The sequence below is a fragment of the Variovorax sp. LARHSF232 genome, assembly GCF_052871435.1.
In genome coordinates, this window is record NZ_JBIXJS010000002.1 from 266,466 (window position 1) to 282,169 (window position 15,704).

Annotated in this window: 15 protein-coding genes; 9 read left to right on the plus strand and 6 right to left on the minus strand. The window is 68.0% G+C overall.

The features are described 5' to 3' along the window. The first annotated feature begins 79 nt into the window (after positions 1 to 79). The 4 genes from metX to ACIPRI_RS06730 all read left to right on the plus strand — a co-directional run bounded on the left by metX (position 80) and on the right by ACIPRI_RS06730 (position 3,106). Positions 80 to 1,222: a homoserine O-succinyltransferase MetX gene (gene metX, locus ACIPRI_RS06715; protein WP_446620642.1), complete on the plus strand. Its 1,143-nt coding sequence runs from the start codon at positions 80 to 82 to the stop codon at positions 1,220 to 1,222. Next, complete coding sequence (metW, locus tag ACIPRI_RS06720) at positions 1,219 to 1,809, plus strand: methionine biosynthesis protein MetW (RefSeq protein WP_446620643.1); 591 nt, start codon at positions 1,219 to 1,221, stop codon at positions 1,807 to 1,809. Before metX ends, metW begins: the two co-directional genes overlap by 4 nt. A gap of 34 nt (positions 1,810 to 1,843) precedes the next feature. Further along, the gene (locus ACIPRI_RS06725) at positions 1,844 to 2,437 is read left to right on the plus strand and encodes an IMPACT family protein (protein WP_446621063.1); all 594 of its coding nucleotides are present in this window, start codon (positions 1,844 to 1,846) and stop codon (positions 2,435 to 2,437) included. A 114-nt stretch (positions 2,438 to 2,551) separates the two neighbouring features. Next, positions 2,552 to 3,106 (plus strand): bactofilin family protein, encoded by a 555-nt coding sequence (locus tag ACIPRI_RS06730; protein WP_446620644.1) that lies wholly within the window; start codon positions 2,552 to 2,554, stop codon positions 3,104 to 3,106. Between the two features lie 36 nt (positions 3,107 to 3,142). On the opposite strand, the gene ACIPRI_RS06735 is transcribed toward ACIPRI_RS06730, so the two are convergent. Next, entirely contained in the window at positions 3,143 to 3,904 is a 762-nt protein-coding gene (locus ACIPRI_RS06735) for a DUF72 domain-containing protein (protein WP_446620645.1), read from the minus strand. A gap of 95 nt (positions 3,905 to 3,999) precedes the next feature. On the opposite strand from ACIPRI_RS06735, the gene ACIPRI_RS06740 reads away from it, so the two are divergent. Both ACIPRI_RS06740 and ACIPRI_RS06745 read left to right on the plus strand, forming a co-directional pair. Then, positions 4,000 to 5,508: a M20 family metallopeptidase gene (locus ACIPRI_RS06740; protein WP_446620646.1), complete on the plus strand. Its 1,509-nt coding sequence runs from the start codon at positions 4,000 to 4,002 to the stop codon at positions 5,506 to 5,508. Continuing rightward, the gene (locus tag ACIPRI_RS06745) at positions 5,505 to 6,368 is read left to right on the plus strand and encodes an alpha/beta hydrolase (protein ID WP_446620647.1); all 864 of its coding nucleotides are present in this window, start codon (positions 5,505 to 5,507) and stop codon (positions 6,366 to 6,368) included. The genes ACIPRI_RS06740 and ACIPRI_RS06745 overlap by 4 nt, the downstream gene beginning before the upstream one ends. Before the next feature lie 5 nt (positions 6,369 to 6,373). Here ACIPRI_RS06745 and ACIPRI_RS06750 read toward each other — a convergent pair whose 3' ends face one another. The 4 genes from ACIPRI_RS06750 to ACIPRI_RS06765 all read right to left on the minus strand — a co-directional run bounded on the left by ACIPRI_RS06750 (position 6,374) and on the right by ACIPRI_RS06765 (position 10,049). Beyond that, complete coding sequence (locus ACIPRI_RS06750) at positions 6,374 to 7,546, minus strand: MFS transporter (RefSeq protein WP_446620648.1); 1,173 nt, start codon at positions 7,544 to 7,546, stop codon at positions 6,374 to 6,376. A gap of 18 nt (positions 7,547 to 7,564) precedes the next feature. Beyond that, a complete protein-coding gene (locus ACIPRI_RS06755; protein ID WP_446620649.1) occupies positions 7,565 to 8,098 on the minus strand; it encodes a YidB family protein in 534 nt (177 codons plus the stop codon). Between the two features lie 97 nt (positions 8,099 to 8,195). After that, entirely contained in the window at positions 8,196 to 8,933 is a 738-nt protein-coding gene (locus tag ACIPRI_RS06760) for a 16S rRNA (uracil(1498)-N(3))-methyltransferase (RefSeq protein WP_446620650.1), read from the minus strand. Between the two features lie 24 nt (positions 8,934 to 8,957). Continuing rightward, on the minus strand, positions 8,958 to 10,049 hold the full coding sequence (locus ACIPRI_RS06765; protein WP_446620651.1) for an aminoglycoside phosphotransferase family protein: 1,092 nt from the start codon (positions 10,047 to 10,049) through the stop codon (positions 8,958 to 8,960). Positions 10,050 to 10,181: 132 nt separating this feature from the next. On the opposite strand from ACIPRI_RS06765, the gene ACIPRI_RS06770 reads away from it, so the two are divergent. The 3 genes from ACIPRI_RS06770 to rsmA are packed head-to-tail and all read left to right on the plus strand — an operon-like array spanning position 10,182 to position 14,867. Beyond that, positions 10,182 to 12,608, plus strand: coding sequence for an LPS-assembly protein LptD (locus ACIPRI_RS06770; RefSeq protein WP_446620652.1), 2,427 nt, complete (start codon positions 10,182 to 10,184; stop codon positions 12,606 to 12,608). 20 nt (positions 12,609 to 12,628) lie between these two features. Beyond that, entirely contained in the window at positions 12,629 to 14,068 is a 1,440-nt protein-coding gene (locus ACIPRI_RS06775; RefSeq protein ID WP_446620653.1) for a peptidylprolyl isomerase, read from the plus strand. Between the two features lie 31 nt (positions 14,069 to 14,099). Next, positions 14,100 to 14,867, plus strand: coding sequence for a 16S rRNA (adenine(1518)-N(6)/adenine(1519)-N(6))-dimethyltransferase RsmA (rsmA, locus tag ACIPRI_RS06780; RefSeq protein WP_446620654.1), 768 nt, complete (start codon positions 14,100 to 14,102; stop codon positions 14,865 to 14,867). A 402-nt stretch (positions 14,868 to 15,269) separates the two neighbouring features. On the opposite strand, the gene ACIPRI_RS06785 is transcribed toward rsmA, so the two are convergent. Then, positions 15,270 to 15,701: a barstar family protein gene (locus ACIPRI_RS06785; protein WP_446620655.1), complete on the minus strand. Its 432-nt coding sequence runs from the start codon at positions 15,699 to 15,701 to the stop codon at positions 15,270 to 15,272. Positions 15,702 to 15,704 lie beyond the last annotated feature (3 nt).

The following is a 15,704-nucleotide window of genomic DNA, read 5'->3' on the forward strand; positions in this document are numbered from 1 at the left end:
GGGCGCTTTACAAGTACAGCTAAAGACGGATGCCCGACCCGGCTCGTTTTTGGCGAGGCCGGGTTTTTCTTTTTCTTCCATGCCTTCTTTCGAAGTCACGCCGCAGTCGATGTCCTTTGCGCAGCCGCTGGCCCTGCGCAGCGGCGCATCGATCGCCGGCTACTCGCTTGCCTACGAGACCTACGGCACGCTCAATGCCCAGCGCAGCAACGCGGTACTGGTCTGCCATGCCCTCAATGCCTCGCACCACGTGGCGGGGGTGTATGCCGGGCAGCCCAAGTCCGAAGGCTGGTGGGACAACATGATCGGCCCGGGCAAGCCGGTGGACACCGACCGCTTCTTCGTGATCGGCGTCAACAACCTGGGCTCTTGCTTCGGCTCGACCGGTCCGATGCACGTGAACCCCGAGACCGGACGCGTCTGGGGCGCCGATTTTCCGGTCGTCACGGTGGAAGACTGGGTCGATGCCCAGGCGCGTCTGCTCGATGCGCTGGGCATCGAGCAGCTTGCCGCGGTGATGGGCGGCAGCCTGGGCGGCATGCAGGCGCTGTCGTGGACGCTGCAATATCCCGAGCGCGTGCGCCACGCGGTGGTGGTGGCCAGCGCGCCCAACCTCACGGCCGAGAACATCGCCTTCAACGAGGTGGCGCGGCGCGCCATCGTGACCGACCCCGACTTTCACGGCGGACACTTCTATGAGCACGGCCTGGTGCCCAAGCGGGGCCTGCGCATCGCCCGCATGATCGGCCACATCACCTACCTGAGCGACGACGTGATGAACGAGAAGTTCGGCCGCTCGCTGCGCGACGCCGCCGTCGGCGCGGCCTACCGCTACTCGACGCAGGAGATCGAGTTCCAGATCGAGAGCTACCTGCGCTACCAGGGCGACAAGTTCAGCGAGTACTTCGACGCCAACACCTATCTCCTGATCACCCGCGCGCTCGACTACTTCGATCCGGCGCGCGGGCACGGCGGCGACCTGACTGCCGCCCTGCGGGTGGCCAAGGCCAAGTTCCTCCTGGTGAGCTTCACAACCGACTGGCGCTTCTCGCCTCAGCGCAGCCGCGAGATCGTGAACGCGCTCCTGGACAACCGCTTCAACGTCAGCTACGCCGAGATCGACGCACCGCATGGGCACGATGCCTTCCTGCTCGATGACGTGCGCTACACCGGCGTGGTGCGCTCCTACTTCGAGCGGATCGCCGCGGAGGATCTTCAATGAGCGACGAGAGCACCCAGCGCCTGATCGCGCAGCTGGTCCCGCAAGGCGCGCGCGTGCTCGACCTGGGCTGCGGCGACGGCGCGCTGCTCGACCTGCTGCAGCGCGAGCGCGGCTGCACCGGCTATGGCGTGGAGATCGCCGACGGCAATGTGCTCAAGTGCATCCGCCGCGGGGTCGACGTCATCCAGCTCAACCTGGACGAAGGCCTGTCCCTGTTCCAGGACGCCTCCTTCGACGTCGTGCTGCAGATCGACACCCTGCAGCACCTGCGCAATGCCGAAGTGATGCTGCGCGAGACCGTGCGCGTGGGCCGCATCGGCATCGTCGCCTTCCCCAACTTCGCGCACTGGCCCAACCGCATCAGCATTGCGCGCGGCCGCATGCCGGTGACGCGCCGCCTGCCCTACCAGTGGTATGACACGCCCAACATTCGCGTGGGCACCTTCAAGGATTTCGAGGTGCTGGCGCACAAGAACCGGCTGCGCGTGCTCGATGCCTTCGGCCTGCAGGGCGAGCGTGAAGTGCGCTGGCTGCCCAATGCGCGCGCGGGCACGGCCGTCTTCAAGTTCGAGCGCAACGGCAGCTGAAGCAAGCCGCGCCTTCGTGCGCGGGCCTGAGGACATGGCCTTCACCCTGGCTCAACCGGTTCACAGCGAGCTCTTGATCAAGAAGAGCCGCTTCATAGGCTGCGTGCGGCCGGTGGCCGACCGCGCGGCGGCGCAGCAGGTGGTGGAGGCGCTGCGCGCGCAGCATCCGGCGGCCGCGCATGTCTGCTGGGCCTTCATGGCGGGCGGCCAATCGGCGGCCAACGATGATGGCGAGCCCGGCGGCACCGCCGGCCGGCCCATGCTGGAAGTGTTGCGGCATCAGCAACTGGAGGGCGTGCTGGCCACCGTGGTGCGCTACTTCGGCGGCGTCAAGCTGGGCGCCGGCGGGCTGGTGCGCGCCTACACCGATGCGGTGGCGCAGGCCCTGATCGACGCGCCGTTGCAGCCGCGGGTGGCGCAAAGCACGCTGTGCTGTTCGGTGCCCTATGACGCTGAAGGCGCGGTGCGGCGCGAACTTGCCGCCGCGGGCGCTTCGCTGGGAGACGTGCGGCACGAGACGCTGGTGCGATTGGCGTTCAGCCTGCCGGCCGATCGCAGCGACGCGCTCGTGCGCCGGATCCAGGACGCCACGCAAGGCCGCGTCGTATGGGAAGACCCGAAGACATGAGTGCCTTGGTATTCGCTCCCTGACGTCCCGGCCTTATTTGGTTACGTCTCTTGCGTAATGAAGTCGGGCGGGGGATGGATGCGCTCCTACGATGCGCGTTTTCAGGAGTTCACATTGGCATCACAGTCCCCCTTCTTCGGTAAGCGCGATCGCGATCCCGAACCGCTCACCTCTCGTCCCGCGCCGCTGATGGGCTCCGGTACCAATCTCTCCGGAACGCCCGTCGGCAGCAGCAGTTCCGCCATCCCCGCCTCGGTCAGCAATGCAGCCGCGAATGCGGCGGCCAAGGAAGGCGGCGGCGCCAAGCTCACCGTCGGCCCGAACATCAAGCTCAAGGGCGTCGAGATCACCGATTGCGACACCTTGGTGGTGGAAGGCCTGGTCGAGGCCACCATGGATTCGCGCGTGATGCAGATCGCCGAAACCGGCGCCTTCAAGGGCTCGGCCGGCATCGATATCGCGGAGATCCGCGGCATCTTCGAGGGCAACCTCACCGTGCGCGAGAGACTGGTGATCCATGCCACCGGCAAGGTCAGCGGCAAGATCCGCTACGGCAAGGTGGTGATCGAAGAAGGCGGCCAGCTGTCCGGCGAAATCAGCGTCGGCGCCTCGGCCGACAAGTCGGCGAGCAAGCCGGCTTCTGCGCCCACGCTGCAAGCAGCTGCTTGACGTGGGGCATGAGGCGCGCCGCAGTGCGCGCCTCGCTCAATCGGGCGCTGGCTTCCAGCCCAGCCGCTCGAGCAAGGCACCGGCCGCTGCCGGTGCCTTTTCTTTTGCGCCGTTGATGAAGTAGACGAAGGTGTCGCGCTTGGCGGACCAGCCTTTGGCGCGCACGGCCCAGTCGTCCAGCGCCTTGGGCGCATAGCCGGCCGGCTGGTCGGCCTGCGCCATCATCAGTCGTGCATAGGCCACGGGGCCGTCGGGTTCCTCGAAGGAGGGGTACTTGTCGGAGTCGGTGAAGACCGTCGACACGCCGTACTTCTTTGCCAGCGCCTGGTAGGCCGGCGTGATGAAGCTCTCGTGCCGCACGTCCATCACGTGGCGCAGCACGTGGCTGCCTTCCTTGGCCGGCAACAGCGCCAGAAAGGCTTCGAAGTCCTCCGGATCGAACTTCTTGGTTGGCATGAACTGCCAGACGATGGGGCCGAGCCGGTCGCCCATCTCGGTGGGCCCGCTGTCGATGAAGCGCTTGATCGAATCGCCCGCCGTGGCCAGCAGCTTGCGGTTGGTGGCAAAGCGCGTGGCCTTCATGGAAAAGACGAAGCCTTCGGGCGCTTCGCCGGCCCATTTGCGAAAGTGCTCCGGCTTGAAGCCGCTGTAGTAGGTGCCGTTGATCTCGATCGCGCTCAGGTGTCGGCTGGCGTAGCTCAGCTCGCGCGCATGCGCCAGGCCCTTGGGGTAGAAGTTGTCGCGCCAGGGCTCGAAGGTCCAGCCGCCCACGCCGACGTGAATGCCTGATTTGCTCACGGTTTGTGCCTTTGGTTTCGCTTTCCGGCGCACTCTACGCGGGCTGGCCCGCAGGCGCAAAATGCGGCTTTTGCCTCTCACGCGGAGAACTCACGATGAACGCACCCCTGCACCGCGAAATGCCGGCGGGTTTCCTGAACGCCGAACGCGCCCTGTCCGATGTCAGCCGCCAATGGGACGGCGACATCGTCAAGCAACTGACCGACTACATCGCCATCCCGGCCAAGTCGCCCGGTTTCGACAAGGACTGGCAGGCGCATGGCTATCTGGAAACCGTGCTGCGCAACGCCGCCAGCTGGGTCGAGCAGCAGAAGGTGCAAGGACTCAAGCTGGAGATCGTGCGCCTGGAAGGCCGCACCCCGGTACTGTTCTTCGAAGTGCCGGCCACCGGCACCGACATGCAGGAAACCGTGCTGATGTACGGCCACCTGGACAAGCAGCCCGAATTCACCGGCTGGCGCAACGACCTCGGACCCTGGACGCCCAAGTATGAAAACGGACTGCTCTATGGCCGCGGCGGCGCCGACGACGGCTATGCGGTGTATGCCAGCACGGCGGCGATCCAGGCGCTGAAGGCGCAAGGCGCGGCCCATCCGCGCATCGTCGGCCTGATCGAAACCTGCGAGGAATCGGGCTCCTACGACCTGCTGCCCTACGTGAACGCGCTGCGCGACCGCCTGGGCGAGGTGGGCCTGGTGATCTGCCTGGATTCGGGCGCCGGCAACTACGACCAGCTGTGGCTCACCACCTCGCTGCGCGGCATGGCCAGCGGCACGCTCAAGGTCGAGGTGCTGACCGAGGGCGTGCATTCGGGCGACGCCTCGGGCCTGGTGCCCTCGAGCTTTCGCATCATGCGCCAGGTGCTGGATCGCCTGGAAGACAGCAAGACCGGACGCCTGCTGCCGCAAAGCTTTCACTGCGAAGTGCCGGCCGAGCGCGTGGCGCAGGCCAGGGCCACGGCGGCCATCCTGGGCGAAGAGGTCTACAAGCGCTTCCCTTGGGCCCACTACGACTGCGGCGGCGCCACCAGTTTCGCCCTGCCGGTGACGACCGATCCGGTCGAGGCCCTGCTCAACCGCACCTGGAAGCCGACCCTGAGCGTGACCGGCGCCGAGGGCTTTCCGGCGCTGAAGGACGCAGGCAACGTGCTGCGACCCTACACCGCCTTCAAGCTCTCGCTGCGGCTGCCGCCGCTGATCGATGCGGCCAAGGCAGTCGATGAACTCAAGACCCTGCTGGAAGACAACGCGCCCTACCAGGCCAAGGTGACTTTCGAGTCGAACGGCGGCGCCACCGGCTGGAACGCGCCAGGCATGGTGCCCTGGTTCGAGCGCGCGCTCAACGCGGCCTCGCAGGCGCATTTCGGCGCGCCCTGCGGCTATATCGGCCAGGGCGGCACCATCCCGCTGATGAACATGCTGAGCGAAGGCTTTCCCACGGCGCAGATGATGGTCTGCGGCGTGCTCGGCCCCAAGAGCAACGCGCACGGCCCCAACGAGTTCCTGCACGTGCCCTACGCCAAGAAGCTCACCGCCGCCGTGGCGGAAGTGATTGCCGCGCTGCCGGTGGAGCGTGCTACCCAGCAGCAGGCCGCGGCCGCGTGAGCGGCAAGAAGATCCTGCGCACGGCCGACGGCCAGACCCTGGCGGTGCGCGAATGGCTGGCCATGGCGGGCCAGCCGCGGGCCCTGGTGCACATCACCCACGGGCTGGGCGAACACGCCGGGCGCTATGCGCATGTGGCGCAGCGGCTCAACGCGCTGGGCTTTGCGGTGCGCGCCCACGACCATTTCGGTCATGGCGAATCCAGCGGGCCGCGCGGCGGCCTGCCGCATCCGCTGCGCCTGCTCGATGACCTGGCGCTGCTGACCGACGAGGCGCGCGCTGCCTACCCCGGCCTGCCGCTGGTGCTGCTGGGGCACAGCATGGGCGGGCTGGTGGCCGCCAGCTTCGTGGCGCGTGGCGTGCGGCCGGTGGATGCGCTGGTGCTGTCCTCGCCGGCGCTCGAGCCGACGCTCAGCGCCGGCCAGAAGCGCCTGATCGCGCTGCTGTCACGCCTGGCGCCCGGATTGCGGGTGGGCAATGGCGTGAACGCGAACGACCTGTCGCACGATCCAGTCGTGGCGCCGGCCTACCTGGGTGATCCGCTCAACCACGACCGCATCGGCGCGCGCCTGGCGCGCTTCCTGGCCGATGAAGGCGCGCAGGTCATGGCCGCCGCGCCGCATTGGAAGGTGCCGACCCTGCTGCTGTATGCCGGCGCAGACCGGCTGGTCCGGCCCGAAGGCAGCCGGGCCTTTGCCGCCGCCGCGGCGCCAAGCGGACAGGTGCAGGCGCTGGCTTTCGAGCGGCACTTCCACGAGCTGTTCAACGAACGGGAGGCAGAGGTGGTGTTCGAGGCGCTCGAGCAGTGGCTGGTGGAGCGCTTCGGATTCGACACCCGGCGGGCGGCTGCCCTCGCCTGAGCGGATCAGGCGGTCTTGGGCGCGAGGCGCCGTACCCGCGCCAGCCACAGAAGGCCCAGTCCGGTGAGCGTCACCGGCAGCAGCGAGCCCAGGTTCAGCCACTGCCAGCCCTGGGTCGTGACCAGCACGCCCGAAGCGAGCGAGCTGACGGCCAGGGTGGCAAAGATGCAGAAGTTGAGAAAGCCCTGCGCCCGGTGCCGCTCTTGCGGCGTATAGGCCGAGAGCGACAAGGTGGTGCTGCCGGTGAACAGGAAGTTCCAGCCCACGCCGAGCAGGAACAGCGCGATCAGGAAGCGGTGCAAGTCCACGCCCGACAGCGCCACCGCGATGCAGCCGAAGTTGAGCAACAGCCCCACCGCCATCACCGGCAGCACGCCGAAGCGGCGGATCAAATGCCCGGTGAAGAAGCCGGGCGCGAACATGCCGATCACATGCCACTCGAGCACCAGCGCGGTGTCCTCGAAGGGCAGGCCGCACACCTGCATGGCCAGCGGCGTGGCGGCCATCAGCAGGTTCATCACGCCGAAGCCCAGCGCGCCTGCCATCGCTGCCACGATGAAGACCGGCTGTCGCGCGATCTCGGAAAGCGGCCTTCCTCCCTTGCCGTCATGTGCCGCGGGCGGCGCCGGAAAGCGGATGAAGTTCATGAGCAGCGCCGCCAGCAGCGCGACGCCGGCCAGTGCCACGTAGGCGCCGGCAAAGGGCACGCTGAGCCATTGGCGGGTGAAGGACGCCAGGTTCGGACCGGCCACCGCGCCGATGAGGCCGCCCGCCATCACCAGCGAGACGGCCTTCTCGCGCCAAGCGGGCGCGGCCAGTTCAGCCGCTGCGAAGCGGTAGAGGGTGGCGTTGGCGTTGTAGTAGCCCGCCACCACGGTGGCCGCGCACAGCAGCCAGAAGGCCTGGTACATCGCCGCCGCGGCACAGGCCAGCGCCGACGCGAAGGCCACCGCCAACCCGATCTGAAAGGAAATGCGCCGGCCAAAGCGCCGCTGCGTGCGCGCCACCACGCCGGTGGACAGCGCACCGCCCACCACGTAGCTCATCACCGGCAAGGTCGCCATCCAGGCTTGCGGCGCCAAGGCCAGCCCCACCAGCCCGTTGATGGCGATGAAGGCGACGTTGTTCGTCAGGAACAGGCCCTGGCAAACCGTGAGCAGCCACAGGTGGCGATTCATGCAGGCCGGCGCGCCGCGTCAGCCGCGGCCCAGCAGGCCACCCAGCGAGGCCATCAGGTCCTGCTGATTGCCCAGGCCCTGCTCGGGCACCTTGCCTTGCGGCGTCAGCTGGTTGATCAAGAGCGGCAGCACGCTGGCCAAGAGGGGCAGCAAGGTCTGCGCATTGATGCCCAGCTTGGACGCCATGCCGGAAATCGCGTCGTTGCCGAGCGCGCCTTGCACCTGGTCTGGCGAGATCTGCTGGTTGGCGCCATTGCCCACCCAGGAGCCGATCACGTCGCCCATGCCAGCCTGCTCGAACTTGGAGACCAGCCCGCCCAGGCCGCCCATCTGGCCGTCGTTGGCCAGCAAGCCGCCCAGTGCGCCAGCCAGGCTGCCGCCTGCATTGACGCCGCCTGCACCGCCGCCACCACTTCCACCCAGCAGCGCATCGAGGCCGCCCAGGCCGGCCAAGGCGCCGAGGCCCTCCAGGCCGCCACCCGCGCCGCCGGGTTGTTGCTGTTGTTGCGCGCCGCCAAGGACTTGGCCCAGAACCGAATCAAGCAATCCCATGATGAACCCCCAGACAGGTGACAGAGGCGCGCATTGTGCAGGAGACTGCCCTTGGGCGCCGTGAGAAATGGATTCCGCGCGCGCCGTCACGCGCATGTCACGCCGCGCCGGTGGCTTCGCCGGCGAGCAGCACCAGCGCCGCGAGCGCCGCGGTTTCGGCGCGCAGCACGCGTGCGCCCAAGGTGACGGCGGCAAAGCCGGCGGCGCGCGCCTGCTGGTCTTCATCGCGGCTGAGGCCGCCTTCCGGGCCGCTGAGCACTAGCACCTCCTGCTCGGCCGGCAGCGCGGCAGCGAGGCCCGCGATGCCGCGCGTGCCCTCGGCCAGGCTCAGCACCAGGCGCCGTGCGCCAGACGCCTCCTGCTCGAGCCATTTCGAGAAGCCCTGCACCGGATGCACCGTCGGCACGCGGTTGCGCCCGCATTGCTCGCAGGCGGCACTGGCAATGGCTTCCCAGTGCGCGCGCTTTTTCTCGGCGCGCTCGCCCGACAGGCGCAGCACGCCATGCGCGGTGACCAGCGGCTGGATGCTCGCCACGCCGAGTTCGGTGGCCTTTTCGACCAGCCAGTCCATGCGCTCGTTGGCCGGCATGCCCAGCGCCAGGTGCACCGCGCGCGGGGCTTCGCGCTCCAAGGCCGCATGTTCTCCGACCGTCACGCTGACGTCGCTGCGGCCCATGCGCTCGACGCTGGCCGCGTACTCGCCGCCCTCGCCGTTGAACAGGGTGATGGCATCGCCCGGCTGCAGCCGCAGCACCTGCACGTGGCGCGCGGCCCCGGCCGGCAGCATCAGCGTGGTGCCGGTCTGCAGCGCACCGGGGCAATGAAAGCGGGGCATTCGTGTGCGTGCTTGCTGCGACGGCTAGACGCGGCCGAAGGCGTAGCCGCTGGCGGCCTGGATGCCCTCGATCTGGTCGACCAGGCGCAGCAGCGGGGTCAGCTCGCGGTAGCGGCCGGCGGTGGCGCGGATGTAGCCGATGAAGCGCGGCGTGTCCGCCAGGTAGCGCGGCTTGCCGTCGCGCAGGGTCAGGCGGGCAAAAATGCCGGCCACTTTCAGGTGGCGCTGCAGGCCCATCCATTCCACCGCGCGGTAGAAGTCGCCAAAGTCTTCATGAACCGGCAGGTCGGCCTTGCGCGCCTTCTCCCAGTAGCGCACGGTGACGTCGATCACGAACTCTTCGTCCCAGCTGAGGAAGGCGTCTCGCATCAGGCTGGCGATGTCGTAGGTGATGGGGCCGTACACCGCGTCCTGGAAGTCGAGCACGCCGAGCGCGCCGCTGGCCGGCTCCACCATCAGGTTGCGCGGCATGAAGTCGCGATGCACGTAGACGCTGGGCGCGGCCAGGTTGCTCTTGACGATCAGCTCGAAGCTGCGCGCCAGCGTCTCGGCCAGCGTGCCTTCCAGCGCGATGCCGCGGTGCTTGGCCACGTACCAGTCGGGAAAGAGCGTCAGCTCGCGCCGCAGCAGGGCCTCGTCATAGGGCGGCAGCACGCCGGGCCTGGAAGACAGCTGCCAGTGCACCAGGGCGTCGATGGCCTGCTCGTACAGCGGACGGGCAGCTTCGGGCTGGCCCGGATCGATCACGTCGAGCATGGTCTGGTGGCCCAGGTCGTCCAAGAGCAGGAAGCCCTGGGCCTCGTCCCAGTCCAGCACCCGCGGCGCGCGCACGCCCGCTTGTGCCATCAGCTGGGCCACCTGGACGAAAGGCGCGCTGTTCTCCTTGTCGGGCGGCGCATCCATCACGATGCGGGTGGCGGCGGTCTCGCCGCTGGCGTCGACGCGGAAATAGCGCCTGAAGCTGGCGTCGGCCGAGGCCAGGCGGACGGTGCCGGGCAGCAGCCCGTGGCTTGCGGACACGCGTGCCAGCCAGGCCGCGAACGCCTGCTCGCGCCGCGCGTCGTTCCAGAGGACGGGCGCGGCGGCAAGCGGGCCCGGTGTCGAAGGTGCTGTCATGGATAATCGATTCTACAAATCCGCCCTGACAGCGGCCGCTGCGCGGCAGGCAGTTGGCCCACGCGCCAGGCTGCCGGCAGCGAGTGCCGCGCCCTTCGTCCCATCGCTCACCAGAAGTACCTTCTCCCGCCGATGCTTGAATTGACCCGTGCCACTCGGCGTCGGTGCCGCCCGCCCCTGCCGCTGGCGTTGCTCTCGATCGCCCTGCTGCACGCGCAAATCGCCATGGCCCAGGAGGCCCAGAGCGCAGCGCCTGATCCCCTGTCCGCGCCGCTGCAGTTGCGGCGCACGCCGCAGCTGCCCGAGGTCTTGCCGCGCGGCAGCGAGCTGCCCAGCTTCATCGGCGGCGACAAGATCACCGGCCGGCCCGATCTCGAGACCGTGATCGAAGGCCATGCGTCGCTGCGCAAGGGCGACACCGTGATCAATGCCGACCGCCTCGAATACGACCAGCCGACCGACACCGCCAAGGCCACCGGCAACGTGCGCATCAACCAGGCCGGCAACGTCTACGAAGGCCCGGCGCTGCAACTGAGGCTGGAGACCTTCGAGGGCTTCTTCGAGCGCGTGCGCTACCAGTTCCTGGCCACCGGCGGCCATGGCGAAGCCTCGCGAATCGACTTCATCGACGAGAACGTCTCGGTGGCGCGCAATGCCAGCTACACCACCTGCCGGCGCGAGGACTTCCCCGGCTGGACGCCGGACTGGGTGCTGTCGGCGGCTTCGATCCACACCGACAAGGAGGAAGACGTCGGCGTCGCCACCGACGCGCAGCTCACCTTCATGGGTTTTTCGACGCCGCCCTTTCCCAAGCTGAGCTTTCCGCTGTCGAGCGCGCGCAAGAGCGGCCTGCTGCCGCCGATCATCGGCCTGGACAACACCAACGGGCTGGAGATGACCCTGCCCTACTACTGGAACATTGCGCCCAACCGCGACCTGACCCTGGTCCCGACGATCATGAGCAAGCGCGGCGTCAACCTGGGCACCGAGTTCCGCTATCTCGAAGAGGGCTACAGCGGCGAGGCGCGCGTCGATTACATGCCCAATGACAACCTGCGCGACACCGACCGCTGGGGCATCTGGACGCGCCACTCGCAGACCTTCGACGCCAAGAGCCTGGGGCTGGACTTCCTCTCGGGCGGCTTGAACATCAACCGGGTCAGCGACGACGAATACTGGAGCGACTTCAACCGCACGCCCTCGCTGACGCAGCGCCTGCTGGCTTCCGACGCCACGCTGAACTGGGCCAAGGGCGACTTCAGCGGCAAGGTGCGCGCGCTGTCCTACCAGACGCTGCAGGCCTCTGATTCGATCATCGTTCCGCCGTACGACCGGCTGCCGCAGCTCACCGCCAACTACACCAAGTTCGATCTGGCGGGCGGCTTCGACTTCACCTTCGACGCCGACTACACGCGCTTTCACGGCGATCCGGTGCTGCAGCGCCTGCTCTACCCCGGCCGGCCCGACCAGCCGAACGGCGAGCGCATGTTCGCGGTGGGCGCGCTGAGCCGGCCCTTCCTGACCCCGGGCACCTTCGTCATTCCGAAGCTGATGCTCAACGGCACCACCTACCAGTTCGATACGGACTATTTCGGCCGCGCCAGCGCGAACCGGGTGCTGCCCACCTTCAGCCTGGACTCGGGCCTGATCTTCGAGCGCGACGCCAGTTTCTTCGGGCGCGCCTTCACCCAGACCCTGGAGCCGCGCGCCTTCTACACCTACACGCCGTTCAAGGACCAGAACCAGCTGCCGATCTACGACACGGCGCAGAACGACTTCAACTTCGCGACCATCTATACCGAGAACGTGTTCTCGGGCAACGACCGGATCGCCGACAACAACATGGCCACGGTGGGCGTGACCTCGCGCCTGATCGACCCGGACACCGGCGCCGAGGCGGCGCGTGTGGGCATTGCCCAGCGCATTCGCTTCAAGGACCAGCTGGTCACCTTGCCCGGCCAGGCGCCGGTGACCGACCGCTTCAGCGACATCCTGCTGGGCGGCTCCATCAACTGGACGCCGCAATGGAGCATGGACGGCACCGTGCAGTACAACCCCGACACCCAGCGCTCCAACCGCATCACCCTGGGCGCGCGCTATCAGCCGGGGCCCTACCGCTCGATTGCCGCCGCCTACCGCTACCAGGCCGACTCCACGCCCGCGGCCGCTGACGGCAGCAAGTCCATCGACATTGCCTGGCAATGGCCCCTGAACGACCTGTGGGGCGACAAGGGCCAGGACCTGGGCCCAGGCCGGGGCCAGGGCGGGGGCCGCTGGTACGCCGTAGGACGCATGAACTACAGCATGGTCGACAATAAGCTGACCGACGGCATCATCGGACTGGAATACGATGCGTGCTGCTGGATCGGCCGCATCGTGCTCGAGCGCCTGACCACCGGCCTGGCCACCGCCAACACGCGGCTGATGTTCCAGCTGGAGTTCGTGGGCTTTGCCGCGGTGGGCACCAGCCCGCTGCGCAGCCTGCAGACGAACATCCAGCGCTACCAGCCGCTGCGGCAACGGATCGAATCCCCGAGCCGATTCACCCAATACGACTGAACCACCTTGCAAGGCCCGCCATGAGCCACATTCGAATTTCTCTCAGCGCGCTCTGCCTGGCGGCCCTGGCCGCGGCCGGCAGCGCGCAGGCGCAAGGCATCCGTGCGGCTTCCCCGCCGCGCGGCATCACCGACATCATGCGTGCCGGCCCGCCGCCGGTGGCGCCGCCGAGTGCGGCGCCGGCCCCGACGCCCGTCCCCAACACCACGCCAAGCGGGCAACGCATCGCCGAATACATCGTGGCACTGGTCAATTCCGAGCCGGTGACCAACACCGAGGTGCAGATGCGCGTGCAGCGCGCGCTGCGCCAGGGCGGCACCGAGGTCTCGCGCATTCCTCGCCCGCAACTCAACAGCATGGCACTGGAGCGCATCATCACCGAGAAGGCGCAGCTGCAGCAGGCCAAGGAGGTCGGCATCAAGGTCGACGAACTGCAGGTGGATCAGGCCGAGGAAGGGGTGGCGCGGCAGAACCAGATGACGGTGACCGAGCTGCGTCGCCGCCTGGCGGCCGAGGGCGTTGCCCCGGACGCCTATCGGCAGGACCTGCGCACCCAGATCACGCTGGCACGCCTGCGCGAACGCGAGGTGGAGCCGCGGGTGAAGATCTCCGACCTGGAAGTCGACCAGTACCTGCGCGATCAGCGCGAGAGCCCCAACGCCGCCGACAAGGCTTCGCTGGAAATCAACATCGCCCATGTGCTGGTCACCGTCCCCGAAGACGCCCCGCCGGCCAAGGTGGCCGAGCTGCAGCGCAAGGCCGATGGCATCGCCCAGCGCGCGCGTGGCGGCGAGGATTTCGCGACGCTGGTGCGTGAAAGTTCCGACGCGCCCGACCGCCTCAACGGCGGTGCCTTGGGCGTGCGCAGCGCCGACCGCTATCCGCCCCTTTTCGTCGATGCCCTCAAGGACACCGCGGTGGGCGGCATTGCCGGCCCGGTGCGCTCGGGCGCCGGCTTCCATGTGTTGAAGCTGCTGTCCAAGTCCAAGCCGGGGGAGGCCGCCACCACCGTCACGCAAAGCCGGGTGCGCCACATCCTGCTGCGGGTGGACGACAAGCGCACCACCGCCCAGGCAGTGGCCGAGCTGACCGGCTTCAAGAAGCGCATCGAGGGCGGCACGGCCACCTTCGCCGGCCTGGCACGCGACAACTCGCAGGACGGCAGCGCCAAGGACGGCGGCGACCTGGGCTGGTCGCGCCCGGGCATGTTCGTGCCGGAGTTCGAGGACGCGATGAACCGGCTGGCGCCGAGCCAGGTCAGCGACCCGGTGGTGTCGCGCTTCGGCGTGCACCTGATCCAGGTCGAGGCGCGCCGCGAGGCCAAGCTGTCGCAGACCGAGCAGCGCGACGCCGCGCGTGCCGTGCTGCGCGAGAAGCGCATGGAAGAGGCCTACGAAACCTGGGCCCAGGAAGTGCGCGGCCGCGCCTACGTCGAATATCGCGAACCGCCGCAATCCTGATGCCGATCAATCCGCGCGGGCGCGCCCGGCCATGAAGCACATCCCGCGCAAGCGCTTCGGCCAGCATTTCCTGTCCGACGCCGGAATCATCGAGGCCATCGTGCGCGAGATCGCGCCCAGGCCGGGCGATGCCATGGTGGAGATCGGGCCGGGCCTGGCGGCCCTCACCCAGCCGCTGGTCGAGCGCCTGGGCCAGCTCGCCGTGGTCGAGCTGGATCGCGACCTGGCTGCCCGCCTGCGCGGCCACGGGCAGCTGAAGGTGATCGAGTCGGACGTGCTGAAGGTGGATTTCGGCGCGCTGGCGCAGCAACTGGCGCCTGGCCAGGGTGCCGCGCTGCGGGTGGTGGGCAACCTGCCCTACAACATCTCCACGCCGATCCTGTTTCACCTGCTGGGCTTTGCGCCCGTCATCGCCGACCAGCACTTCATGCTGCAAAAGGAAGTGATCGACCGCATGGTCGCGCCGCCGGCCAGCAGCGACTACGGACGTTTGTCGGTGATGCTGCAGTGGCGCTATGCGATGGAGAACGTCCTGTTCGTGCCGCCCGAGAGCTTCGATCCGCCGCCCCGGGTGGACAGCGCCGTGGTGCGCATGGTGCCGCGCGCGCAGCCGGCACCCGTGAATCCGAAGCTGCTCGAGGAACTGGTGCAGGTGGCCTTCAGCCAGCGCCGCAAGCTCTTGCGCCACACCCTGGGCAAGTGGCTGGAGGCCAAGGGCTTTGGCGGCAGCTTCGACACCCAGCGCCGCGCTGAAGAAGTGCCGGTGCCTGAATACGTGGCGCTGGCGCAGAGCATTTAGCCTCCCGGCTTTTCACTCCGCTGCGCTTCGTGTAATTCGCCACCTCCCGAGGAGGGGACCTCACCTGCGGCCCGGCGAAGCCGGGTCCGCGGTGTGGGGCTGGAATCGAGCCGTTGCGCGGGCGCTGGATCTGCGCCACCAGACGCCCATGAAAAAGCCCGCCAAAGCGGGCTTGGTTCATGCCGAAAAGCGAGCTTCAGGCTGCCGCGAGCCAGTAGCCGGCGTTGAAGGGGCTGCTCATGCGCAGCGCCAGGGGCGACACGTCGAGCAGCTTGTCGGTGGGCATCTTTTCCCCCGACGGATCTTCCTGGACTTGGGGTGCAATTGCCGCGAGTGCTTCGATCGTGGTGCCGTCGCTAGCCTCGTTCGCCCGTTCTGCTTGGCTGGTTTGTGCAGAACGGGCTACAGAAAAGAATAGAAGCAGCGGAACGGGATCTTGCGGTCGCCCCAGTAGTCGGCGGCGTCCCGGAAGATATCGAGCAGCTGCTCGCGTGCTTCCTTGTCGAACTTGGCATTGGCCGGGATCTGCTCGAGCACCACCACGAAGCCGGGCTGCGGCCCCGACTTGTGCAGCGGGTCGGTCATGCAGTCGTACAGCGCGTCGAAGTTCTTGCCGAAGTGCGTCGGGAACATGAACTGCTGTGCGATCAGGTCGAGCACGTCCTGCTTGCTTTGGGCATTGCCCAGGTTCGCATACAGAAAATGCTGGCCTGCCGCATGCGCCGCCTCCTGCAGGTCGCTCACGCGGAACGCGCGGATCGACTGCACGATGTTCGGGCGCACGCCACGAAGGGATACGTTCATCTCCGGTGGTCTTTCCATAGTCGTCAACATTTC